Source organism: Ruegeria sp. BG7 (assembly GCF_056535685.1).
This window is the reverse complement of record NZ_JBQFIU010000001.1, coordinates 2432704-2454982: the sequence shown is the minus strand read 5'-3', so window position 1 is coordinate 2454982 and position 22279 is coordinate 2432704. Positions and strand designations below refer to the sequence as shown.

Annotated in this window: 24 protein-coding genes; 14 read left to right on the top strand and 10 right to left on the bottom strand. The window is 58.4% G+C overall.

The window, feature by feature from the left end; all coding sequences use genetic code 11:
* Nucleotides 1-8: 8 nt before the first annotated feature.
* From lspA to ACR3EH_RS12160, 4 genes are all read right to left on the bottom strand, one after another.
* A complete protein-coding gene (gene lspA, locus ACR3EH_RS12175) occupies nt 9-485 on the bottom strand; it encodes a signal peptidase II (RefSeq protein ID WP_171675844.1) in 477 nt (158 codons plus the stop codon).
* The gene (gene purH / locus ACR3EH_RS12170; RefSeq protein WP_171184297.1) at nt 485-2074 is read right to left on the bottom strand and encodes a bifunctional phosphoribosylaminoimidazolecarboxamide formyltransferase/IMP cyclohydrolase; all 1590 of its coding nucleotides are present in this window, start codon (nt 2072-2074) and stop codon (nt 485-487) included. Before purH ends, lspA begins: the two co-directional genes overlap by 1 nt.
* A 22-nt stretch (nt 2075-2096) precedes the next feature.
* On the bottom strand, nt 2097-3836 hold the full coding sequence (locus ACR3EH_RS12165; RefSeq protein ID WP_171184299.1) for a heparinase II/III family protein: 1740 nt from the start codon (nt 3834-3836) through the stop codon (nt 2097-2099).
* A gap of 90 nt (nt 3837-3926) precedes the next feature.
* Complete coding sequence (locus tag ACR3EH_RS12160) at nt 3927-5186, bottom strand: RsmB/NOP family class I SAM-dependent RNA methyltransferase (RefSeq protein ID WP_171184301.1); 1260 nt, start codon at nt 5184-5186, stop codon at nt 3927-3929.
* Between the two features lie 88 nt (nt 5187-5274).
* Between ACR3EH_RS12160 and ACR3EH_RS12155 the strand changes: the two genes are divergently transcribed.
* Entirely contained in the window at nt 5275-5457 is a 183-nt protein-coding gene (locus ACR3EH_RS12155; protein WP_171093279.1) for a DUF1674 domain-containing protein, read from the top strand.
* Nucleotides 5458-5461: 4 nt separating this feature from the next.
* Here ACR3EH_RS12155 and ACR3EH_RS12150 read toward each other — a convergent pair whose 3' ends face one another.
* The gene (locus ACR3EH_RS12150) at nt 5462-6316 is read right to left on the bottom strand and encodes a LysR family transcriptional regulator (protein ID WP_171184303.1); all 855 of its coding nucleotides are present in this window, start codon (nt 6314-6316) and stop codon (nt 5462-5464) included.
* 100 nt (nt 6317-6416) lie between these two features.
* On the opposite strand from ACR3EH_RS12150, the gene tmpA reads away from it, so the two are divergent.
* Genes tmpA through ACR3EH_RS12135 form a run of 3 tightly spaced genes read left to right on the top strand, consistent with a single transcriptional unit; the run spans nt 6417 to nt 8805 of the window.
* Nucleotides 6417-7553: a 2-trimethylaminoethylphosphonate dioxygenase gene (tmpA, locus tag ACR3EH_RS12145; protein ID WP_171648307.1), complete on the top strand. Its 1137-nt coding sequence runs from the start codon at nt 6417-6419 to the stop codon at nt 7551-7553.
* Nucleotides 7550-8140, top strand: a complete 591-nt coding sequence (gene tmpB / locus ACR3EH_RS12140; protein ID WP_171184307.1) for a (R)-1-hydroxy-2-trimethylaminoethylphosphonate oxygenase — start codon at nt 7550-7552, stop codon at nt 8138-8140. Before tmpA ends, tmpB begins: the two co-directional genes overlap by 4 nt.
* Nucleotides 8137-8805 carry an ureidoglycolate lyase gene (locus tag ACR3EH_RS12135; protein ID WP_171184310.1) on the top strand — a complete coding sequence of 223 codons (669 nt, stop codon included), beginning with the start codon at nt 8137-8139 and terminating at the stop codon, nt 8803-8805. Before tmpB ends, ACR3EH_RS12135 begins: the two co-directional genes overlap by 4 nt.
* Here the strand turns inward: ACR3EH_RS12135 and ACR3EH_RS12130 are convergent.
* Nucleotides 8792-9475 carry a DUF2306 domain-containing protein gene (locus ACR3EH_RS12130; RefSeq protein WP_171675842.1) on the bottom strand — a complete coding sequence of 228 codons (684 nt, stop codon included), beginning with the start codon at nt 9473-9475 and terminating at the stop codon, nt 8792-8794. The genes ACR3EH_RS12135 and ACR3EH_RS12130 overlap by 14 nt on opposite strands.
* Before the next feature lie 39 nt (nt 9476-9514).
* Entirely contained in the window at nt 9515-10324 is an 810-nt protein-coding gene (dapB, locus tag ACR3EH_RS12125) for a 4-hydroxy-tetrahydrodipicolinate reductase (RefSeq protein ID WP_171093266.1), read from the bottom strand.
* 91 nt (nt 10325-10415) lie between these two features.
* Between dapB and rbfA the strand changes: the two genes are divergently transcribed.
* The 6 genes from rbfA to rpsO all read left to right on the top strand — a co-directional run bounded on the left by rbfA (nt 10416) and on the right by rpsO (nt 14557).
* A complete protein-coding gene (rbfA, locus tag ACR3EH_RS12120) occupies nt 10416-10811 on the top strand; it encodes a 30S ribosome-binding factor RbfA (protein ID WP_171093264.1) in 396 nt (131 codons plus the stop codon).
* On the top strand, nt 10808-11551 hold the full coding sequence (locus ACR3EH_RS12115; RefSeq protein WP_171184312.1) for a phosphodiester glycosidase family protein: 744 nt from the start codon (nt 10808-10810) through the stop codon (nt 11549-11551). Before rbfA ends, ACR3EH_RS12115 begins: the two co-directional genes overlap by 4 nt.
* A 54-nt stretch (nt 11552-11605) precedes the next feature.
* On the top strand, nt 11606-12511 hold the full coding sequence (truB, locus tag ACR3EH_RS12110; protein ID WP_171184314.1) for a tRNA pseudouridine(55) synthase TruB: 906 nt from the start codon (nt 11606-11608) through the stop codon (nt 12509-12511).
* A gap of 21 nt (nt 12512-12532) precedes the next feature.
* The gene (locus ACR3EH_RS12105; protein ID WP_171093258.1) at nt 12533-13036 is read left to right on the top strand and encodes a DUF1643 domain-containing protein; all 504 of its coding nucleotides are present in this window, start codon (nt 12533-12535) and stop codon (nt 13034-13036) included.
* A gap of 94 nt (nt 13037-13130) precedes the next feature.
* Nucleotides 13131-14144, top strand: a complete 1014-nt coding sequence (locus ACR3EH_RS12100; RefSeq protein WP_171675840.1) for a calcium-binding protein — start codon at nt 13131-13133, stop codon at nt 14142-14144.
* Between the two features lie 143 nt (nt 14145-14287).
* Nucleotides 14288-14557, top strand: a complete 270-nt coding sequence (gene rpsO, locus ACR3EH_RS12095) for a 30S ribosomal protein S15 (protein ID WP_170329634.1) — start codon at nt 14288-14290, stop codon at nt 14555-14557.
* A gap of 90 nt (nt 14558-14647) precedes the next feature.
* On the opposite strand, the gene ACR3EH_RS12090 is transcribed toward rpsO, so the two are convergent.
* Nucleotides 14648-15025, bottom strand: a complete 378-nt coding sequence (locus ACR3EH_RS12090; RefSeq protein ID WP_171093255.1) for a winged helix-turn-helix transcriptional regulator — start codon at nt 15023-15025, stop codon at nt 14648-14650.
* A gap of 181 nt (nt 15026-15206) precedes the next feature.
* On the opposite strand from ACR3EH_RS12090, the gene ACR3EH_RS12085 reads away from it, so the two are divergent.
* A complete protein-coding gene (locus ACR3EH_RS12085) occupies nt 15207-15977 on the top strand; it encodes a nuclear transport factor 2 family protein (RefSeq protein WP_171184318.1) in 771 nt (256 codons plus the stop codon).
* 60 nt (nt 15978-16037) lie between these two features.
* Here ACR3EH_RS12085 and ACR3EH_RS12080 read toward each other — a convergent pair whose 3' ends face one another.
* The gene (locus ACR3EH_RS12080) at nt 16038-17639 is read right to left on the bottom strand and encodes a BCCT family transporter (RefSeq protein ID WP_171184319.1); all 1602 of its coding nucleotides are present in this window, start codon (nt 17637-17639) and stop codon (nt 16038-16040) included.
* A 75-nt stretch (nt 17640-17714) separates the two neighbouring features.
* Between ACR3EH_RS12080 and ACR3EH_RS12075 the strand changes: the two genes are divergently transcribed.
* The 3 genes from ACR3EH_RS12075 (at nt 17715) to ACR3EH_RS12065 (ending at nt 21450) form a co-directional block, all read left to right on the top strand.
* Nucleotides 17715-18002, top strand: a complete 288-nt coding sequence (locus ACR3EH_RS12075) for a hypothetical protein (protein WP_171093251.1) — start codon at nt 17715-17717, stop codon at nt 18000-18002.
* 118 nt (nt 18003-18120) lie between these two features.
* The gene (pnp, locus tag ACR3EH_RS12070) at nt 18121-20268 is read left to right on the top strand and encodes a polyribonucleotide nucleotidyltransferase (RefSeq protein ID WP_171184321.1); all 2148 of its coding nucleotides are present in this window, start codon (nt 18121-18123) and stop codon (nt 20266-20268) included.
* 177 nt (nt 20269-20445) lie between these two features.
* The gene (locus ACR3EH_RS12065) at nt 20446-21450 is read left to right on the top strand and encodes a Hint domain-containing protein (protein ID WP_171184323.1); all 1005 of its coding nucleotides are present in this window, start codon (nt 20446-20448) and stop codon (nt 21448-21450) included.
* 6 nt (nt 21451-21456) lie between these two features.
* Here the strand turns inward: ACR3EH_RS12065 and ACR3EH_RS12060 are convergent, their stop codons facing one another.
* Nucleotides 21457-22092 (bottom strand): DUF1326 domain-containing protein, encoded by a 636-nt coding sequence (locus ACR3EH_RS12060; RefSeq protein WP_171184325.1) that lies wholly within the window; start codon nt 22090-22092, stop codon nt 21457-21459.
* Nucleotides 22093-22279: the final 187 nt, after the last annotated feature.

The window sequence follows — 22279 nt, the reverse complement described above, 5'->3', positions numbered from 1 at the left end:
TCCGCGCGTCACGAGGGCTTTTTGCTGTCGAACAGAACCAACCCCAAAGCGCCTGCAAATATGAACACATCAGCAAGGTTGAACACAAACGGGTTGTTGATGCCGCAACATGACATGTTCAGGAAATCCAGCACATAGCCGTATAACAGCCGGTCCACCACGTTTCCAAGCGCACCGCCTATCAACAGACCTGCGCAAAAGAGCATGAGTTTTGATGCGGCTGTACGGCTGAGCCAGATGAGAACGCCAACACAGATCGCAATCGAGATACCGATCAGCACCCAACGCGCGGCGTCGGAATTCCCCTGAAACAGACCGAAATTGATACCGCGATTCTCGCCGTATTTGAAAACCAGCAGCGGGGGCAGAACGTCGATACCACCGGGTTGTTCGGCCGCGCGCATGACATGCACGACCAGATACTTGCTGATCTGGTCGATCGCAAAGGCGGCAATCGCCGCCCAGAGAAGCAGGCCAGACCGCATCAGTGACGGAAATGCCGCATGCCGGTGAAGACCATGGCCAGACCGGCCTCATCCGCAGCAGCAATCACCTCGTCGTCGCGCATGGAGCCACCGGGTTGAATGACGCAGGTTGCACCGGCCTCGGCGGCTTCCATCAGACCGTCGGGGAAAGGAAAGAAGGCGTCAGAGGCGACAGCAGATCCGATGGTCAGCGGCTGAGGCAGGCCTAGCACATCCGCCATCCGTTCGGCTTTCTTGGCGGCGATCAGGGCCGAATCCACCCGGCTCATCTGACCCGCACCCACGCCCACGGTTGCACCATCTTTGACGTAGACAATGGCGTTGGACTTGACGTGTTTGGCCACTTTCCAGGCAAAAAGCAGATCGCGCATCTGTTCGTCCGTCGGGGCTTTCTTGGTGACGACCGTCAGATCATCCATGCCGACAAACCCGTTATCCTTGTCCTGAACCAGCAAGCCACCAGCTACCTGACGAACGGTTTTACCACCGGCGGTCACGTCTGGCAGACCGTCGGTCGTCAGCAGGCGGAGGTTCTTTTTGGCCGCAAAGATTGCCTTGGCTTCGTCAGATGCTCCGGGGGCAATCACGACCTCGGTGAAAATCCCGGTGATCTCTTGCGCGGTTTCCGCATCCAGCGGCTGGTTCAATGCCACGATCCCACCAAAGGCCGAGGTGCGGTCGCAGTCGAACGCGGCCTTGTATGCCTCAAGCAGCGTAGCGCCCGTGGCCACCCCACAAGGGTTGGCATGTTTGATAATAGCACAAGCCGCGCCCTGAGCAGGGTCGAATTCAGCAACCAGCTCAAACGCCGCATCGGTGTCATTGATGTTGTTGTAGCTGAGTTCCTTGCCCTGATGCTGCACGGCAGTGGCCACACCCGGGCGGTTGGTCCCGTCCGTATAGAAGGCAGCCTGTTGATGGCTGTTCTCGCCATAGCGCAGGGTCTGCTTCAATTCGCCTGCAAAGGCACGGCGTTTAGGTGCTTCAAGTTCCAGCGCGTCAGCCAACCAGTTGGACACGGCGGTGTCGTAAGCAGCTGTACGGGCATAGGCTTTCTGTGCCAGCTTACGCCGGAATTTCGGGCAAGTTGCACCGTTGTGCTGATCCATGTCGCCCAGCAATTTTTCGTAATCCTCAACATCAACCACAACGTTCACAAAGGCATGGTTCTTGGCCGCCGCGCGGATCATCGCGGGGCCACCAATGTCGATGTTCTCGACACATTCATCATAATCGGCTCCTTTGGCGACGGTAGCCTCAAACGGATAAAGGTTCACGACAAGCAGATCGATCGCGCCAATCCCGTGCTCGGTCATCGCAGCGACATGAGTGTCGTTGTCGCGCAACGCCAGCAGCCCACCATGCACCATCGGGTGCAGAGTCTTGACCCGACCATCCATCATCTCAGGGAAGCCGGTGACTTCGCTTACGTCCTTCACCGCAAGCCCGGCATCGCGCAGCGTCTTGGCCGTGCCGCCGGTCGACAGCAGTTCGACCCCGCGCTCGGCCAGCGCCTTGCCCAGCTCGATCAGCCCGGTTTTGTCGGATACGGAAAGCAGCGCGCGGCGCACGGGGTGAAGATCGGTCATGGGTCCAAAGGTCCTTTTGGCGTCAGTCGAATTCTGGCTCGTCCCGGTGCGTATCGCGCACGGCATAGGCTGTGTCCTGTGCCTTGCTTAACGTCCACCGGATGCGCGTCGCATACTCCATTGCGCGCCCGGATAGAACGATCTGTTTTGTCGCGCGTGGCTTTAATCGCCCTTTTTCAAGGTAAACGCTTGGCTCGACGGACAATTTTCCAATGCCATCATGACGGAAAACCCAAATCTCGCCGCTTTTGAGCGCCATAGACACAGCCGCCCCGCCTAAATCCAGCGCCGCATCCACGTCAGGATGCAGATGAAAACGGATATCGTACCCGATCCCCTTGAGCGCTGAGGCGTCCATCGCCTTGTCGAATTGGCGCTTCGCCTTGTCGGTTGCGGTCAGCAGAATATCTTCGACCGCAAGCTCGCGGCCATCGAAGCGCAACTCAAAAGTCCGGGCATGGGTCAGGCCGAACACTTTGGCATATCCGTCATGACCGGCCATGAAGCGGATGCCTTCAAACGCGTCCTCGAAATCAACTGGCACGTCCTGTGGCGCATCCACCAACGCCTGACTTTCGCGGCCCGGCAATGGATTGGCCAACCGCGCGCTGGAAAACCCATCCAGGCACAATGTCGAATGCGAGGGCGTTGCCCGCCCAGCGCGTCGCCATTCCAACCCGAAGCTGGCCCCAGACCCGCAATTCACGATCAACGGACGCCGCCCCGAGGTCAACTCGAACGCCAGCGTAGAGGCATGTGCATTGAACGAGGCCGCACCAGTGGGCGGCGCGCTGGAATCAACGATTACCGTGGTGCGCGCGGCAGACAGGCGCGCATAGCCCATCGGCAATTCGGTCGCCGCCTTGTGCTTGACGCCGCTTTGGGCAAGGGCCTGTTCCAGACGCCCCTCGACTCCGCGCCCACCACCGTGGAACCGCGCCAAAGCACCATCCGCGTGGCGCAAGCTGCGCAGGGTCGGCGCGATCCGCTTGATTGCATTGACCTGCGCGACAGGCGCTCCGCGCCCCAGATCATTCAGCGCCGCCGTCGTCCAACTCAGCAGTGTGAAAACTTCCAGCAACTCCTCTGGGTTGCGCGTTGGAATACCACCCTGCGCGTCCACCTGCCGATCACATTCGCTGGCAAGCGCCCGCAACGCCGGATCGGCCATATGCTCCAACCCTTCCAACGCCAAGCCGGCCTGAACCAGACCCGCCAAAGCTTCAAATCGGGGCAGGCCGGGGGTCGCCGCCTGCCAGCGTTTGGACAGAAACCATGTCTGTTGCGCCAGCGAGCGGAAGAACAACTTGCTTTGCCTGTCATCTGCCCCACGCAACAGAAAAATCGCGTGGTTGATCCAGCGCATGACGCGCCGACCGGTCAGATCAGGCACCCAGCCGGGACCTTGGCCACGACCATGCGCTTCGATCCAGCCAAAAACCCAGCGCTGCGCCTTTTCACGTGCGCGCATGTCTCCAACCGCAGCCAGATCGTCCAACCAGGCAAAACCATGGCGTTCGTCGTCAAAGCCCGCGCTGGGGGCCGCGACGTCCCACAACCCGGTGTCTTCCGCCTCGACCAGATACCCGGCGAACAAAAGGTTTCCGGCAACCAGTTGCCGACCACGCGCAAACGAGCCCACAGTGCGCGGATCCGGTTGCGCGACAAACCCCGTGACCGCCTTTTGCCGCTGGCTCAGGCGCGCGTAGAAACGGTTCTGAAACCGCATCCACCGACTGGTCATGGTGTCCGAGTTCGACATGACGTGTGTTACTCTGCCCCTTGCGCTCTGCTGGCGCTTGAGACCCAACGATAGACCGCGCCGATCGTCAAGTCATCGAAAAGCGTGCGCTTAGGCGGATTTGGTCAGACAGGCGATGTAGAACCCGTCCATGCCACCGCGATCCGGCCAATAATCAGGCCGTAGTCGCAGGCCGCCTTCTTCTGTTATCCAATCCGTATCAACACCTGATATGTTCACTGCGTCGCGATCCACGCTCATGTCGGGATACATCTCCAACGCCTCTTCGATCTGCACTTCCCCTTCGTCCGGCAACAAAGAACAGGTGCAATAAACCAGACGCCCGCCGGGTTTCAGCAAACCCCATGCATAGGCCAGCATCTGCGTCTGAAGCTCGATCAAGCCGCCAAATTCAGACCCATCCTTGGCGAAGGGCAAATCCGGGTGCCGCCGTATCGTACCTGTTGCCGAACACGGTGCGTCCAGCAGAATCGCGTCATACTGTCCTTCATGTTCCAGCGCATCGCCGACAATGACCTGCGCTGTCAGACCCGTCCGTGCAAGGTTTTCGCGCACCCGCTCCGTCCGAGCTTCTGAAACATCCAAGGCCGTAACGTCCGCTCCCGCTGCAGCCAGTTGCATCGTTTTGCCGCCGGGAGCAGCGCAAAGATCCAGCACGTTCTCACCTGCCTTCGGAGCCAGGACGCGAACCGGCAAGGCCGCCGCCGCATCCTGCACCCACCAGTCCCCGGCTTTGTATCCCGGCAGGGCCGAAACCTGACCGGCATCCTGCAGACGAATTGAGCCTGTCGGCAGCACGTCGCCCGCGGGACCATTCGACCCTGGCTTCAAAGTCAGATCAAGCGGTGCGCCTGTGAAATGCGCCTGTTCCATTCCAGCCACGGCACCCGCGCCCCACGCCATGATCAAGGGATCACGAAGCCATTCCGGCAAACGCGGGACACGCATTTTGGGCCAGGCTTCAGGGCCTTCGGCGGCCACCTTGCGCAGAACCGCATTCACCAGGCCCTTCAGACGCCCATGCTTGCGCGAACGGCTAATGATCTCGACCATGGAATTCACCACACCATGCGCCGCTTCACCGTTACACAGCTCGACTGCGCCCAGCCTGAGCGCGTTATGGACTGTCAGAGCAGGCGTGCGGTTCAAGTGATTGTCCAGCAACCTGTCGGCGCGTTCCAGCCCGCGCAAGGTCTCCAACGCCAACCGTTGAGCACGCGCGCGATCTTCAGGCCCCAGCCGGTCCAATGCACCTGCGGCAAGACATTCGGACAACAGGCGACCCTCACCCAGAACCTGATCGAGAAGAAAGATTGCGCTGCGCCGTGCTGCTGTTGCGCTGTTTGCCATGGTACCGCCTTACTGTGACTTGCGCCCGCATTGCCAATGGCGGACGCGGGCGTATATCAAGACACAGCACGGAAAGGAACCCGATGTCATGAGTGACGACCGCAAAGACCTGCCCCCAGCCGCCCAACGCGCACTGGCCGAAGCGGAAGAACGCCGGCGCAAAGCCGAGGCTGAGGCCAAGGCGTTGCCCAAGGAATTGGGCGGTCGCGATGGACCGGACCCGGCCCGCTATGGCGATTGGGAAAAGAAGGGCATCGCCATCGATTTCTAAGCGCTCAGCCGCGCAGCGCCTGTAAAAAGTCTTCGATCAATGCGCGTTGTTTTTTGGACTTCGCCCGATCTTCGGGCCAGGTTAGCCAATACCCGTCTTTGGTTTGCAACTCCGGCAGGCCCATCCTGCGCAACCGGCCCTCTTGAAGGTCGGCGAAAGCCAGAGGAACCGATCCCAGCACCACTCCCAGCCCGCGCCGCGCTGCCGAGATCGCGTGTTCCATCGAATCAAAACTGATTTGGGACGGCGGTGCATCCTCCTGATTGCATTTCTGGGCCCATTCCCGCCATCCGGGGCGTTCTCCGCGCAAATCGATCAAAGGCGCACCCCACTCGATTCCCGGTGCCGCCATAGGCACAAGAACCTCATGCGCGATCAAGGCCGCATCGCGCCCGGCCCAAATGCCACGGCCATATCGGATTTGCAGCCAGGTCCGCTCTTCATCCAAAGTCGACCGGCGTGCCCCTGAATCGGTCAGCACCCGAACCTCGGGCCGCAGTTTTTGAAACGCTGGCAAGGCCGGCAGGACAAGCGCGTGAATGTTGGACGACAATCCGGCGACGCGCAGCTCTCGTGGGGACTTTCCGAACAGATCCTCGGTATTGCGCTCTAACGCCTGCAAGCTGTCTTGCACCAAAGGCAAATAGCTCTCGCCTTCCACCGTCAGCGACACGCCCCGCGCTTCGCGCACGAACAAAGACCGGCCCAGCCATGCCTCGAGATTACCGATCCTTTGGCTTACAGCGGCCTGAGTCAAACCAAACTCTTTGGCCGCAGCCGAGAATCCACCCAAACGCCCCGCAGCTTCGAACACGCGCAACCAGTCCAGCGGCGGCAGTCCGATCTTTTTCTTAGCCATAAGTTTTTCCAAGCCTCAGCCGAAATAAGGATTAATTGTCGTAATGCCATGAACGGCGTATCTGCTCAACCAAAGCTCGCGCCGAACAGGAGACCCCCCAATGCTGCGCACCGCCACTTATGACGCTTCGGTCGTGACCGTCGCATTCGACACCGGAGCCGAAGCCCGCTTTCACGCGATCTGGTTGCGCGACAACGCGCTTGATCCTGAGACCCGCTCACCCGGAAACGGTCAGCGCCTGATCACGATCGGCGACATTCCGTCCGACGTCTCAATCAGCGCGGCCGAGGTTGTTTCTGGCGATCTGAAGATCACGTTCCAGCCCGAGGAAAAGACCGTGGTCTTCCCCGCCGAATGGTTGGCAGACCACATCTATGACCGCGATCAGGAAAACGCGTTTGGTCGCATCGCCCCGGGCATCACCACGTGGGAAAGCGGCATCAATGCACCCAGCGGCGACTGGAATGAAGTTCACGTCAGCCCGACCGCCAAGCGTGATTGGCTGGCAGCCGTCGCGGAATTCGGGTTTGCCAAGTTAACAGGTGGCCCGACCGAACCTGAATCGCTGCTGAAAGTGGCTGATTTGTTCGGCTATGTACGCGAGACGAACTATGGACCCTATTTCGAAGTGCGGAATGAGGTGAACCCGACCAACCTTGCCTATACCGGACTTGGCTTGCAGGCGCATACCGACAACCCGTATCGCGATCCGGTGCCAACGCTGCAAATCCTTTATTGCCTTGAGAATTCTGCCGAAGGCGGAGATTCGATCGTAGTCGATGGTTTCCGCGCGGCCGAAAAGCTGCGTGTGCAGAATCCCGAAGGCTTTGCCCTGTTGGCCGGCTACCCGGCGCGGTTCGAATACAAGGGTTCAGACGGGGTTTGGCTGCAGTCGCGCCGTCCGATGATCGAACTGTCTCCGGACGGAGAGTTGATCGGCGTCCGTTTCAACAACCGCTCAACTGCGCCGTTTGTGGACATCCCCTTCGAACAGATGGAAGCGTATTATGCCGCCTACCGTCAATTCGGCGAGATCATCGACGACCCGGCTATGGGCGTGTCGTTCAAGCTTGAACCCGGCGAAAGCTTCATCGTCGACAACACCCGCGTCTTGCATGCGCGGCTGGGCTATTCCGGCGCGGGCTCACGCTGGTTGCAGGGATGCTATGCTGACAAGGACGGCTTGCTGTCCACACTCGCCGCGATGGAAATAACGCACCCGGAGGCCGCTGAATGAAACCCGATTTCTCGACGTTAAACCGCGACAATATCGTAGAGTTCATCGGTGATATTTTCGAGCGCCGCGGCGATGAGGAATATTTGGGCGAACCTGTCACCATGGCCCAACACATGCTGCAAGGGGCCACCATCGCCGAGCAGAACGGCCAGCCTGAAGAAATCATCGTCGGCGCGTTGCTGCACGACATTGGCCATTTCACCTCCGAATTTGGCACCTATCACCCCGACGATACCGAAGACCGCCATCACGAGGATGCAGGGGCCGAGGTGCTGGAACAGTTCTTCCCCTCGGTCATCACCGATTGCTGCCGCTATCACGTGGCGGCCAAACGGTATCTCTGCGCCACCAAGCCCGAGTATTTCCAGCGCTTGTCTGCCGCCTCGGTTCATACGCTGGAACTGCAGGGCGGCCCGATGAGCGAAGAAGAGGTTACCGCATTCGAATCCAACCCAAACCTGAAAGAGATCATTCAGGTTCGCTATCTGGATGAGGCCGGTAAACGCGCGGATATGGAGACCCCCGATTTCGCTCATTTTGCACCCATGGTGCAGCGCATGGTCGACAAACATCTGGGCACGTCATGACTGCACCTGAATACATCTTCGAGGCCAGTTCCAAGCCCTCGTTACCCTGGCACGAAGTTCCTCTGATCCGCGCAACGGAAGAGACGGTCAAAGGCTATGGCTGTCTGGTCGATGACCCCGAGACGTTTGAAATCGAGATCGTCCGCTGGCCGCAACAAGGTTGGCGCCCCATAGACGAAGGCACCGGCGACGAAGGCGGCTGGGTCGAAGGCACGTTCAAATGTGACTGGCGAGGCGACGTGCTGTATGGCGAGAACGAAGCCGTCAAAGGGCATTACGTTCTTGGCTGGTCCACGGATCCGCAAACCGCGCAGACGGATCGGCAAACCGCGCCCCGTGATCAGGTATTGCTCTGGCACATGAACTATCACCCCGATGGCGGACAGATGTTTTGGCCTCTGGACAACAAGCCTTTCATTGTCCCCGCCGCTCTGCCCGGTGACAACCTGACGCCCGACAAGGTGGTGGCGTTCTGGTGCGACGGCTCGCGTGGCCTCTATATCCATCCGGGCATCTGGCACGAGGGGATATTCCCGGTCGAAGATGACCAAAGATTCCTAGACCGACAGGGTGCGGTTCACGCACGAGTCAGCGCTGATATCGGGAAAGAGTTCGGTGTGTACCTGGCCTGCCCATTGCGCGAAGACAGGATCAAGGACCTGTAACCAAAGCCCCTTGATGCTCTGACCGTTTGCGCATGATCCAGATCTGCGCGGCCAGCAAATAGGGCACAAAGAACGCAAAGTTCTGAACCAGATCGAAAGGGCCCGAGAAGTCGGGCTCTGACCCCAATCCGCCGGTCAGCAGATACCACAGCGTGTAATGCACCCGGTAAAGCCATGATCCCAGCGCCAGCCAGAACAGCCGCAGCCCCCAGGCCCAGTGCCCCGCGCGATCATTGCTGAGCGCCATGCGCGCCAACATCAGCGCCGAGGCAAACAGGCACAGGCCATACAGGAAAAAGCCGGCAGTCATGACTGGACCACCGATTGTTCCACGCAGGGGAATATAGGTCATCCCGGCCAGCCCGGTGATCAGAGCCAGCGCAATCAGCACAACACCCAAGGCGCGGTGAAACCAGTTGAAGCGTTGCCGAAGGGCGCGGACCAGTTGCAGCGGCACCAGTATTACCAACACCGTTCCGGCAAAGATATGTAGAATCATCGCCGCGTTGCCGACGCTCTGACCGTCTGCAAACAAATAGCTTTGCGCAGGCGCATCATGCGACAGCCCAATGCTGATCATACCAAAGCCATGCAGCACAAACGGCAGCAGCGTCAGATAGAACACTGCCAACAACAATCCGATTGCCACACGCGATTTCAGGATCCGCATGATCTGACCTTAGCGCCTTAAGGCGATCCGTCTAAGGGCCTACAAACCCAGCACATCCACCATGTCATACTGACCCGGCGCTTTGCCCTGCCCCCACAGCGCCGCCTTCAGCGCGCCGCGGGCAAAGATCGCGCGGTCCGAGGCCAAATGGCGCAGGACGATGCGTTCTCCAGGGGCAGCGAACAGCACATCATGTTCACCAACGATATCGCCGCCGCGAATGGCGTGGAAGCCGATATCACCCCGCTTGCGCGCACCGGTGATGCCATCACGGCCTCGATCAGACACATCCGCCAGATTGACGCCGCGCCCTTCCGCGGCCGCCTCACCCAGCATCAACGCTGTGCCCGAGGGCGCGTCGACCTTGTGGTGGTGGTGGCCTTCGATGATCTCGATATCGAAATCTTCATCCAATGCGGCAGCGACTTTCTTTGTCAGTTGCACCAGCAGGTTTACACCAAGGCTCATATTGCCCGCCCGCACGATCACGGCGTGGCGTGATGCCGGTTCAAGTGCCGCGATTTGTTCGTCGGACATGCCCGTGGTGCCGATGACATGAACACAGCGCGCCTGCGCAGCCAGAGCGGCAAATTCCAAAGTCGCTTCGGGCGCGGTGAAATCGATCACCGCCTGCGCTTGCGCAAACGCCTCTAGCGGGTCATCGGTGACGGTGACGCCCAGCGCCTGACCACCCATGGCCGTGCCCACATCCTGACCGATCCAGTCATGGCCCTTACGTTCCACCACACCAACCAAACGCGCCTGTTCGCTGTCAGTGACAGTCTTGATCAGCATCTGCCCCATACGGCCCGAAGCTCCTGTGATAACGATCCCCGGAATATGGGTCATTGCGCTGGTCCTTTTCGCTAAGTCGGCTCAAAGCCTCCTACCCCGTTCGCGCCCGCTTGGCAAAGCCCCGCTTTGGGCTTAGATCGGAGATATGGCAAAGAACAAATTCCACGATGGCCCCGGCCCGTCCCAACGACAGCTGCGTGTCGGCGAACTGATCCGTCGCACCCTGTCCGAAGTTCTGGCGCGCGGAGATGTCCACGACCCTGACCTGAACCGCATGTCAATCACCGTGGGTGAGGTCCGTACCTCACCCGATCTCAAAATCGCCACCGCCTATGTGCTGCCTCTGGGCGGCAAAGGGCAAGAGGACGTGATCGACCTGCTGGCCCGCAATAAAGGCGAATTACGACGCGTGATCGGCAAGAAACTGAACCTGAAGTTCTCGCCCGATCTGCGGTTCCGTCTGGATGACACGTTTGACCGTCTGGACGACACCCGCCGCATGTTCCAGCAGGACGCGGTGCGCCGCGATCTGGACGAGTGATCCGGGCACTGACCATTTTGGGCGCGGCTTTATGGGCCGCGCAAGCCTCTGCGGTGACCTGCGAAAAGGTGACTCATGAGGATCTGCGCTACACCGTCTGCGAGGTCGATGCGACTGCAGCAGATCTGCGCCTGTTTCTGAAGGGTGAAGACGGCGAAGTGTTGGGGCATTTCTCATCGGTAAACGAGACGCTTGAACCCGAGGGCAAACGGCTGGCCTTTGCGATGAACGCCGGCATGTATCACGACGACCGCTCGCCCGTCGGCCATTATGTCGAGGATGGGCAGGAGCAGATGCGGGTGATCCCGAACCCCGGCCCCGGCAATTTCGGCCTGCTGCCCAATGGCGTTTTCTGCATCCGTGACGGGCGCGCCGATGTGTTCGAGACACTGGATTTCGTCGACCAGGCCCCCACCTGCCGCTTTGCCACCCAATCCGGCCCAATGCTGGTGATCGACGGCGGACTGCACCCGCGCTTTCTGCCTGATTCGACCTCGCGCTATATCCGCAACGGCGTTGGCACGAGCGCTGATGGCACGCGGGCGGTTTTCGCCATTTCTGAAGATTATGTCACCTTCCACGAATTCGGCAGCCTGTTTCGCGATGTTCTGAACACCCCAAACGCGCTGTTTCTGGATGGCAATATCTCACGGATGTATGACCGGGCAGGCAATCGCTCGGATCTGGGATTCTCGTTGGGACCGATTGTGGGTGTAGTTGAGGACATGCGTGCAAATTGACAGGGCGGGTGTGATCCGTTAACCCGCGCGCCTCAGCAAAAGGCAAGGTGCAAGATGGGACGCAAACGCAAGGGTCGCGACATTTCCGGTTGGCTGGTTGTGGACAAGCCTGCGGGCATGACCTCTACGTCGGTGGTCAACAAGGTGCGTTGGGCGACGGATGCCAAAAAGGCGGGCCATGCGGGCACACTGGACCCCGAAGCAACCGGCGTTCTGGCCGTGGCCTTAGGTGAGGCGACAAAGACCGTTCCCTATATCACCGATGCGCTGAAGGCTTACACGTTCACCGTGCGTTTGGGTCAAGCCACCAACACTGACGATGCCGAGGGCGAAGTAATCGCAAGCAGCGATGCGCGCCCATCGGATGAGGACATCAAACAGGCGCTGACCCCGTTTCTGGGCGACATCATGCAGGTTCCGCCAAAGTTCTCTGCGGTGAAGATCGACGGCCAGCGCGCTTATAAACTGGCCCGCGATGGCGAAGATGTAGAACTGACCGCCCGACCCCTTTGGGTCGAGGAACTGATCCTTGTCGACCGCCCCGATGAAGACCACGTGGTGTTGGAAATGACCTGCGGCAAAGGGGGCTATGTCCGCTCAATCGCACGCGATCTGGGTGAGGCATTGGGATGCCACGGACACGTTAGGGAGCTGCGCCGCATCTGGTCCGGCCCGTTTGAGGCCGAAGATGGCCTGACCGTCGAACAAATCGACGAGATGGCCAAGACCACTGCACTGGACGCGTATCTGCACCCGCTGGAAACCGGCCTGTCGGACCTGCCCGAATTGAAATGCACCCCTGAGGGTGCCACTCGCCTGCGCAACGGCAATCCCGGCATGGTGCTGGCATCAGACGTCGAATACGGCGATGAAGCCTGGGCCTCGCTGGATGGTAAAGCGGTGGCTGTGGGTGTCTACAAATCAGGCGAGTTGCATCCCAGCCGGGTGTTCGTTTCCTGAAACACGTGCTAGGCGGTTGGCATGATCACCCGAACGCATACCAAGGGCGATGCGCCCTCAACCGCCGTCTATTCCGATTGCGAGCACTATCGCTATAGCCTGACCCGCGTATGGGATCCGGCAGGCCGCAAAGCTTTGTTCGTGATGCTGAACCCTTCGACCGCGACCGAGGTGCAGAATGACCCCACGGTGGAGCGCTGCGAACGGCGTGCGCGGGCCTTGGGGTTTGGCGCGTTTCAGGTGACCAACATCTTTGCCTGGCGCGACACCGACCCGCGCAAGATGCGCGCTGCCGCCGAGCCGGTCGGGCCTGCGAATGACAAAGCTATTCTGGACGGCGTCGCATGGGCCGATCAGGTCATCGCCGCCTGGGGCACCCACGGCGCACATCTGGACCGTGGCCTGGCAGTTGAACAGCTGTTGCGTCAGACGGGTCAACCCCTGTTCCATCTGGGTTTGACCAAAGACGGCCACCCAAAGCACCCCCTTTACATCGCATACACTCAGCGACCCGAGCAGTGGTGATAAAGTATTAACCATTTCAACGGCTTGTCTTTGACGCCGCTGTCCCCGGCATGAAACACTCATCCTCGGAGCATTCTGCTATCGGAGGAGTGTCATGTTTCTGACCGGATTGATCGGACTGGCCGCCATTGGCGGTGCAGCCTACGCGATGAGCGACATGCTGATCGAAGACGAGGACACGTCAGAAGACATTCCCGAAGATGAGCCGCCGACCGAAGCCGAAACCGGGGAATTTCTGGAAATCGGCGAAAACGTCGAAGACCACGTCGAAACCGAGGTCGAACCCCTGTCCACCGGTATCGTCCTTTCCGAATTCGAAGGCGATTTGGTGATTGCCGGAGAAGACGGCCCGGACATCATCACCGGAGGGGACGGTGTGGATCAGATCAACGGCTATGGCGGTGAAGATACGATCCACGGGGGCCAGGGGGACGACGTCCTGCATGGCGGCGACGGGATAGATACCATCTATGGCGGGCGGGACAACGATGTCCTGCATGGCGAAGCGGATGATGACCTGCTGTTTGGGGACACGGGCAATGACGCTCTGTTCGGGCATTTCGGCGACGACACTCTGGACGGAGGCGAGGGCGAAGATGAGCTCTATGGTGGGCAGGGCGATGATACTTTGGCAGGTGGGGCTGATGATGACACACTACAAGGCGGATTTGGGGATGATGTCCTGACCGGAGACGCAGGCGAGGATGCGATCTTTGGCGGCGACGGGGACGATTTTGTATTCGGAATAGAAGACGGTGCAGCCGAACAGGATTTCCTGAATGGTGGTGCCGGCAATGACACCCTTCTGGCCGGCAGCGGCGATGTGGTGACCGGCGGTCAGGGGGCCGATGACATTGTGGTGGGGCAAGGTGAAGACGATATAACCGTTTTGGGGTTCCAGCCGGGTGAGGATAAGTTGCTTGTCACTTGGGAGAACGAATCCGAGCCTGAAATAGCCGTGGAACCTGACACTGAAGATTCAAATCTTACTCGGGTGATCATCGACGGTCAGGAAGTGGCTCAGGTTTATGGTGCGGAAGGGATGACGGCAGCCGATATCCAACTGATCACCGAAGCCCAACTGGAACAGTATGGAAAGATGGTCTGACCCCGCAGATTCCCTTTGCCATTTGACAAAAATGCGCCTATACGCGCCCATCTGCATCGGAATCGGTGCGGTTTTCTCCATGGGCCTGTGCTGGACGACATCCCGGCCTGCGCCATCAACTCTAACCTTTAAAGGAGACCCCGATGTCGATCACTGCCGCTGAAAAAGCACGCGTCATGCAAGAATTCGCAACCAAAGAAGGCGACACCGGTTCGCCTGAAGTACAGGTTGCCATCCTGACCTCGCGCATCAACACCCTGACCGAGCACTTCAAGACCCACAAAAAAGACAACCACGGTCGTCGCGGTCTGCTGAAAATGGTTGCTCAGCGCCGTAAGCTGCTGGACTACCTGAAGGGCAAAGAAGAAGCGCGTTATCAGGACCTGATCAAAAAGCTGGGCATCCGCCGTTAAGTTCGGACCACATCGCTTGCAGATTTCAGACGCCCGTCACTTTGGCGGGCGTTTTTTTGTGCAGGTCAACCAGCTGGGAGTCAGGTGCCCTCAATCTGGGTGGGCCCGTTCATATTCCATGCGCGCGGATTTGACCTGATCCATTTGTTCGTGTGACCAATAGACAAGCGGCTTGAGCAGCTCCAACAGGTCGCGACCCAAAGGTGTCAGCGCATAAGAAACCGCGACAGGCGGGCCGGGATCGACAGTGCGAGTCAAATACCCATCCCGTTGCAACCCTCTCAGGTTTTCGGTCAACACACGTTGCGTCACGTCCCCAATACAGCGTTTGAGCTCTCCAAACCGTTTCGGCTCATCCTCAAGGGCCAAAATGATGATCATCCGCCATTTGCCGGTGACGTTGGACAGAACCGAACGGATTGAGCAGTTGGACGCTTCGGCCTTGCTGTTGACGCCAATGGGGAGCATGAGGACCTCTGGTGCGGTTTAGTAACTTATAACAACAATAGAACCTCCCGAAATAATCGCAAGGCTATGTTTTTTAATGGAGTATCCTAGGAGTAACCTCGTGACTTTTTAGTGCGTAATTGAAATGTGGTGCGTTTTTAATACTTACTATCAGCACAACTCGAATCATCAGGAATTGACCATGACCCCTAAAGAGCTTGTCCTCGCCCTGTTATCAGCCGCTTTTATCGATCACGACCCAGAAGCCGCACGCCAGATGGTGAGCGCCGATTACATCCAGCACAATCCGCAGGTTCCGACCGGCGCTGAAGGGCTGATGGGGCTGATCCCATTGGTTGGACAATCCGGCATGACTGCCACAACCCACCGTGTGATTGCCGAAGGCGACATGGTTGTGCTGCACAACACTTATGACAATGCCGACGCGTTTGGAGCCTCGTCGCTTGCGGCCTTTGATATCTTCCGCGTGGAAGATGGAAAGGTTGTCGAACACTGGGACAATCTGCAACCCATCCCCAAAACCACTGCGTCAGGGCGTGGCATGACGGACGGGCCGGTTGAAATTACCGACCTCGACAAAACCCAAGAAAACAAGGCGCTGGTGCTGGGCTTTGTGCGTGATGTGCTGGGCGGTGCCGCGCCAGAGAACGTCACAACCTACATGGACCCAGAGGTCTATATGCAGCACAATCCTTCGATTGAGGATGGCCTGTCGGGCTTGATGGCCGCGATCGAAGCCTTTGCTGCGCAAGGCATGGTAATCACCAAATTTGAACCTCAATTTGCCGTGGCCGAAGGTAACTTCGTCTTCGTGGCCACCGATGCCATCATGGGCGGTGAGCCATGGGCCTTCTTTGATATGTGGCGCGTAGAGGACGGGAAAATTGTTGAGCATTGGGATGTCGTCTCACCCATCCCGTCTGAAATGGCGCATGACAACGGCAAGTTTTAATACCGGATCAAAAAACGCCCACCATCTGGTGGGCGTTTTCAATTTTCATAGCGGTCGTATTTACATCTTCGCCTTTTCCGATTTCAGCGCCAGCCACAGGCAGTAGCACATTATCAGGACCACCAGCGTGAACGGTATCCCTGTTGAAACCGCAGCACCCTGCAGGGCGGATAGGCCACCCCCAAGCAGCAAGGCGATGGCGACCAGACCTTCCAGCGTGCACCAGAACACGCGCTGTACAACTGGCGCATCCATCTTGCCGCCTGCGGTAATCGTGTCGATCACCAGCGAGCCCGAGTCGGACGAGGTGACAAAGAACACCACGATCAGGATCAGCGCGATGGGCGCGACGATGCCATAAAGCGGCAGCTCTTTCAGGAAGCCGAACAGCGCACCTTCGGGGGCGTAGCTGTCGATCACCGTGGCGCGGACGCCTTCGGCTCCGCCTGCGTTCAGCATGTCGATGGCCGCACCGCCAAAGGTTGACATCCACAGGGCGCAGACCGCAGTTGGGGCCAACAGCGCGCAGAGGATAAACTCTCGCACCGTGCGTCCCTTCGAGATGCGGGCGATAAACATACCCACAAACGGCGACCATGCGATCCACCAGGCCCAGTAGAACGTCGTCCAGCCGTGGAAATAGCTGGTGTCTTCGCGCCCGAACGGGTTCGACAGCGCCGGAAGGTGCGTCACGTAATCCACCATCACGTTGAAATACCGCGCGATGGCTGTACCAACGCCGGTGACAACAATGACGAAAAGGAACAAGCCCACAGCCATGATCATGTTGATCTCACTCAACCGTTTCACGCCTGCATCCATCCCCATCAGGACTGATCCCAGCGCGATCATGGTGATGCCGATGATCAGCAGGACGGTCACGGTTGGGCTGGGTTCGATGCCGAACACCTCGTTCAGCCCTGCCGCAACCTGTTGCGCCCCAAGACCCAAAGAGGTCGTCAGGCCGAACAACGTCGCAAACACCGCAAGCGTGTCGATGAGGTGGCCCCACCAGCCCCAGACGCGCTCACCCAGGATCGGATAAAAGGCCGACCGCAGGGTCAGTGGCAGATTCAGGTTATAGGCAAAGATTGCAAGGCTCAGGCCCACAGCGGCATAGACCGCCCAACCTTCCAGCCCCCAATGGTGGATTGTGCCGACGATGCCGATATATTCATTTCCTGGAACTGCGATATCAATGCCCAAGGGCCGCGCATTCCCGCCTTCGGCAAAGTTATAGTAGACCGGCTCCATCACGCCAAAGAACAGCAAACCGATACCAATACCGGCGGCGAACATCATCGCGATCCATCCAGCATAGGAATAGTCAGGCTTGGCGTCTTTGCCGCCGATCCGTACTTTACCAACGGGCAAAACAATCAACACCAGACAGAACAGGGTGATCGCGTCAACCGAAAGAACCAGGAACCAGTCAAACGTACTGGTCAGCCAGGGCCGGAGCCAGCCGAAGAAAGAAGCCGCAGCCTCTTGGTTGGCCAATGCGATCAGAACGAACGCAAAGATCAAAATACTCGAGATCAGAAAAACCGGGTTGTGAATATCCAGACCAAATGGCCGGACGTTGTCCTGCCCCAGCTCATATTCCGTTTCGAAGTCGTAAATCCGGGGGTCCGGATCCAGCATCTTCTTTGTTTGTGCCATTCGATTGCCCTTCTGTTCGCTTTTTGCAAACGCCAAGGTATTCGGTCGGCGGACGGTTATGAGATAGTTACCCCCTTGGCGCGTTTCCGTCATTTCGACCGCGGGCTTATTCGTAAAAGCTTATACAGCCTTGTTATTTTTACAATTGCATTCGATTTTTCATATGTTAGCGATGAAAGCTCTCTTGCGAGTTTTTACCGTCTGACCGGAATGAAACGCTGTGTTTCGCCACGCTCAGTTTCAAGTTTTGACCTGAAAATTGAGCTCATAAGGAAAGCCATTGCCAGTCTCAGCATGATCCAGCCACCGGATGCGGTTTCTCTTTCCTTCCAACGCATTCTCATGTATGCGCGCGGTATCTGAGACGTTGTGCCCTGACCCCGGCACTCGAATGGAAGATAAAGTGGGGTCGGCGGCAATGGGGCCGCCATGCAAACCGGAGACCCGCAGGGGCGGGAGTGCTCCGTTCTAGGATACGCATATGTTTGATGTAACGAAGAAATCGATTCAGTGGGGCGAAGAGACGCTGACACTGGAAACCGGCAAGGTTGCCCGTCAGGCGGACGGCACTGTGATTGCCACGCTGGGCGAAACCAGCGTCATGGCTAACGTGACCTTTGCCAAGCAACAAAAGCCCGGTCAGGACTTTTTCCCGCTGACCGTACACTACCAAGAAAAATACTACGCCGCCGGTAAGGTTCCGGGTGGCTTCTTCAAGCGCGAGGCGCGCCCGACCGAGAAAGAGACGCTGACCGCGCGTCTGATCGACCGTCCGATCCGCCCGCTGTTCGTTGACGGCTTCAAAAACGAAGTTCTGGTGATGTGCACCGTGCTGTCCCACGATCTGGTCAATGATCCCGACATCGTTGCAATGATCGCTGCTTCGGCTGCCCTGACCATCTCGGGCGCGCCGTTCATGGGCCCGATCGCCGGTGCCCGTGTTGGTTTCGTGGATGGCGAATACGTCCTAAACCCGACCGTAGACGATATGCAGGACTTGCGCCTGAACCCCGAACAGCGTCTGGATCTGGTTGTTGCCGGTACCAAAGACGCCGTGATGATGGTGGAATCGGAAGCTTACGAACTGTCCGAAGCCGAAATGCTGGGTGCCGTGACCTTTGCGCATGAGCAAATCCAGCCGGTCATCGACCTGATCATCTCGCTGGCCGAAGAAACCGCCAAAGAGCCGTTTGAGTTCGTCGCCCCCGATTACTCGGAGTTGTACGCCGCTGTTTCCGCAGCCGGTGAAGAGCAGATGCGCGCCGCCTTCGCGATCACCGACAAGCAAGAGCGCACCGCCGCTGTTGCCGCTGCCCGCGAAGCGATCAAAGAAGCACTGACCGAAGAACAGCTGGAAGACGCCAATCTCGGCTCGGCGATGAAAAAGCTGGAAGCCGGTATTCTGCGCGGCGACGTCGTCAAAGGCGGCAAGCGCATCGACGGTCGTTCGACCACCGATGTACGCGCCATCGAAGCCGAAACCTCGCTGCTGCCCCGTACCCATGGTTCCGCCCTGTTCACCCGTGGTGAAACACAGGCGCTGGCCGTGACCACGCTGGGCACCGGTGATGACGAGCAGTTCATCGACGCGCTGCACGGCAACTTCAAATCGAACTTCCTGCTGCACTACAACTTCCCTCCGTATTCGGTGGGTGAAGTGGGTCGCGTGGGTTCGCCCGGTCGTCGCGAGATCGGTCACGGCAAGCTGGCATGGCGCGCGCTGCAGGCGGTTCTGCCTGCGCCGACCGACTTCCCCTATACCGTACGCGTGGTTTCGGAGATCACGGAATCCAACGGTTCCTCCTCGATGGCTTCTGTCTGCGGCGGTTCGCTGTCGATGATGGACGCAGGTGTTCCGCTGAAAGCACCGGTTGCCGGTGTGGCCATGGGTCTGATCCTGGAAGATGATGGCGATTACGCTGTTCTGACCGATATCCTGGGTGACGAAGACCACCTGGGCGACATGGACTTCAAAGTGGCAGGTACCGAGAACGGCATCACCTCGCTGCAGATGGACATCAAGGTCGCAGGTATCACGCCGCAGATCATGGAAACCGCTCTGGCACAGGCCAAAGAAGGACGGATGCACATTCTGGGCGAGATGGGCAAAGCCCTGTCCGAGACCAACGAATTCTCGGTCCACGCCCCGCGCATCGAGACCATGAACATCCCGACCGACAAGATCCGCGAAGTGATCGGCTCGGGCGGTAAGGTCATCCGTGAGATCGTTGAAGTTTCGGGTGCCAAGGTCGACATCAACGACGACGGTGTGATCAAAATCGCCTCGCCCGATGGTGAATCGATCCAGAAGGCTTATGACATGATCTACTCTATCGTGGCCGAGCCGGAAGAAGGTCAGATCTACACCGGTAAAGTGGTCAAGATCGTCGACTTCGGCGCCTTCGTGAACTTCTTTGGTAAGCGCGACGGTCTGGTCCACGTGTCCCAGATCGAAAATCGCCGCCTGAACCATCCGTCGGATGTTCTGAAGGAAGGTCAGGAAGTGAAGGTCAAGCTGCTGGGCTTTGACGATCGCGGCAAGGTCCGCCTGTCGATGAAAGTCGTCGATCAGGAAACCGGCGAAGAGATCGTTCCCGAGAAGAAAGAAAAGAAAGAAGACGCAGAGTAATCTGTACCTGTCTTCAGGCTCGAAAGGCCCCGGCACTGTCCGGGGCCTTTTTGGTTTAGGTGTGACTTCGACCACTCCCCAGTAATCTGGTCTAGGTAAATCAACCAGTAACGTTTCTTAAACGTATTAGCACAACCTTAAGGGTGACTTAGTTGCTCTCAGGGATGTTGTGCGACCGTGGCCACGATTACAGTCTATGAAATCAGTGCAGACCCGTTCAGCACACGCAACGTCGATATCACGGCCGCGTATTCTGTTGAAGTAACGGACAACGACGCGATCTTAGATGACCCAGACCCCGACAGCACCCAATTGGACCTGTCCGGGCTGCCGGGCTTTACCGCCTCGTCTCAGAATTTCAGTACGTTCGAGACGTATACCGGAACGATCAACGGCGCGCCTGTCAGTTTCACCCTGATCCAGTTCAGCAACCCGCGCTATATCATCGTCACTTCGGGGCAAGCTGCGCTGAATGACACCATCGAAGACACCAGCTTTGGCGGCACCGCATCTTCTACCCCGTATCAGAGCTTGCCGTCTTTCGTGTGCTTCACCACAGGGTCGCTGATCCTGACCCCCACCGGGCAGCGCCAGGTGGAAGAACTGGAACCTGGGGACCCTGTCCTGACCACAGGTGGACGCATCCGCCCGGTGCGCTGGATCGGTCGACGGCATCTGTCGACGCAAGAGCTGCGCTCCTCTCCGCATCTGTGCCCAGTGCGTTTCAAGGCGGGCTGTTTCGGTCCGAACTGCCCCACGCGCGACCTGCTGGTGTCGCCGCAACATCGGGTCGCTGTAACCTCAGCGATGATGGAACTGATGCATGGCGAGACCGTGATGTTGGCCCCGGCGAAGGCGTTGATAAATGGGCAAAGCATTGTGCAGGACCCGCCTGAGCAGGGGATCGAATATGTTCACATCCTTTTAGATCAGCATGAGCTGGTGAATGTCGAAGGAATCTGGTCCGAATCCTTTTATCCCGGCGACACGACCCTCAGTGCAATGGCACCTGCCACCCTGCGCAAGTTGTTCGACCTGTTCCCGGACCTGTCCCACGGCGCGACTGGTTACGGACCAACGGTGCTACCGGTCCTTAAACCTTTCGAAGCCGGAATGCTGAAATCAGACCTGAAGGTTCCAAATTGGCGGGTTTACCCAAATGCGCTTAAGAAGGCCGCCTAACTCGGTTTAGTGGGCAACACCACCCGGCCCGTGTTTCAAAACGTGCCATTGGCCATAGCTGTCGTTCAAATCCAGCTTGATCGCCGCGTCTGCGCGCGTTGTAGCGCTGCCGATCTCGGCCACAGAGAACTCGATACCGCCAGGAATATCGATTCGTACGCGATGCGGTCCCCCGCCATGAGGGGCTTCAATGGGGCGACCTGTCGAGCTCAGCACATCGCCGATGGACACACGGGCGGTCCGCTCTTCCATGTTCATTTCGAAATCAATCGGCAGGTAGAGCGTGTCGTGCACCTTTTCGCACATGGCACGGAACACGTACCAATGCGTCGCCATCTCCTCCGTTTCCTCACCGTGAAAGACCTTTTCCAGCGCCGCGCGCTGTGCTGGGGTCGCAGCAGGATCAATGACAACCTGCATTTCTCCGCCGCCCTCGAAAATAGGCCCCGGCCAGGCATAGATCAGCGCGGCCTTGGCACCACCCAGATCAGTGTCACCGAAATACCCTGTGCCAATCTCTAGCACTTCGAAGCCCCGGCAGTTTCCGTGGGTCGGTAGTTCTTCGAATTGGCAAGGGCAGGCATAACCGCAATTGCAGTTTCCGAAGCTTTCTCCTTCAACATACCAATCTGTAAACGCCATGGTTTTCTCCTGCAAAGTACAGTGAAATCCCGATGGCCTTCGCCTGTGGAACAGCCCCCTTGAGCCATACTAGCACGTCCCTGCGCAGATCAGAAATCGACGGCCTGCCATTCAGCGACAACAACTCGAATATGCGATTTATTCTATCACATGACGCCAAATTAGAGTGACCCGATGTGACCGCCGG

Bases quoted from the DNA above. Each gene is read 5' to 3' on its own strand.
- ACR3EH_RS12090 (WP_171093255.1), bottom strand. From the start codon at position 15,025: ATGCTCCCCATTGGCGTCAACAGCAAGGCCGAAGCGTCCAACTGCTCA.
- truB (WP_171184314.1), top strand. From the start codon at position 11,606: ATGGGACGCAAACGCAAGGGTCGCGACATTTCCGGTTGGCTGGTTGTG.
- ACR3EH_RS12150 (WP_171184303.1), bottom strand. From the start codon at position 6,316: ATGGCTAAGAAAAAGATCGGACTGCCGCCGCTGGACTGGTTGCGCGTG.
- tmpA (WP_171648307.1), top strand. From the start codon at position 6,417: ATGCTGCGCACCGCCACTTATGACGCTTCGGTCGTGACCGTCGCATTC.
- purH (WP_171184297.1), bottom strand. From the start codon at position 2,074: ATGACCGATCTTCACCCCGTGCGCCGCGCGCTGCTTTCCGTATCCGAC.
- ACR3EH_RS12060 (WP_171184325.1), bottom strand. From the start codon at position 22,092: ATGGCGTTTACAGATTGGTATGTTGAAGGAGAAAGCTTCGGAAACTGC.
- ACR3EH_RS12135 (WP_171184310.1), top strand. From the start codon at position 8,137: ATGACTGCACCTGAATACATCTTCGAGGCCAGTTCCAAGCCCTCGTTA.
- ACR3EH_RS12080 (WP_171184319.1), bottom strand. From the start codon at position 17,639: ATGGCACAAACAAAGAAGATGCTGGATCCGGACCCCCGGATTTACGAC.
- pnp (WP_171184321.1), top strand. From the start codon at position 18,121: ATGTTTGATGTAACGAAGAAATCGATTCAGTGGGGCGAAGAGACGCTG.
- ACR3EH_RS12105 (WP_171093258.1), top strand. From the start codon at position 12,533: ATGATCACCCGAACGCATACCAAGGGCGATGCGCCCTCAACCGCCGTC.
- rbfA (WP_171093264.1), top strand. From the start codon at position 10,416: ATGGCAAAGAACAAATTCCACGATGGCCCCGGCCCGTCCCAACGACAG.
- ACR3EH_RS12160 (WP_171184301.1), bottom strand. From the start codon at position 5,186: ATGGCAAACAGCGCAACAGCAGCACGGCGCAGCGCAATCTTTCTTCTC.
- dapB (WP_171093266.1), bottom strand. From the start codon at position 10,324: ATGACCCATATTCCGGGGATCGTTATCACAGGAGCTTCGGGCCGTATG.
- ACR3EH_RS12085 (WP_171184318.1), top strand. From the start codon at position 15,207: ATGACCCCTAAAGAGCTTGTCCTCGCCCTGTTATCAGCCGCTTTTATC.
- ACR3EH_RS12155 (WP_171093279.1), top strand. From the start codon at position 5,275: ATGAGTGACGACCGCAAAGACCTGCCCCCAGCCGCCCAACGCGCACTG.
- ACR3EH_RS12130 (WP_171675842.1), bottom strand. From the start codon at position 9,475: ATGCGGATCCTGAAATCGCGTGTGGCAATCGGATTGTTGTTGGCAGTG.
- ACR3EH_RS12100 (WP_171675840.1), top strand. From the start codon at position 13,131: ATGTTTCTGACCGGATTGATCGGACTGGCCGCCATTGGCGGTGCAGCC.
- lspA (WP_171675844.1), bottom strand. From the start codon at position 485: ATGCGGTCTGGCCTGCTTCTCTGGGCGGCGATTGCCGCCTTTGCGATC.
- tmpB (WP_171184307.1), top strand. From the start codon at position 7,550: ATGAAACCCGATTTCTCGACGTTAAACCGCGACAATATCGTAGAGTTC.
- rpsO (WP_170329634.1), top strand. From the start codon at position 14,288: ATGTCGATCACTGCCGCTGAAAAAGCACGCGTCATGCAAGAATTCGCA.
- ACR3EH_RS12165 (WP_171184299.1), bottom strand. From the start codon at position 3,836: ATGTCGAACTCGGACACCATGACCAGTCGGTGGATGCGGTTTCAGAAC.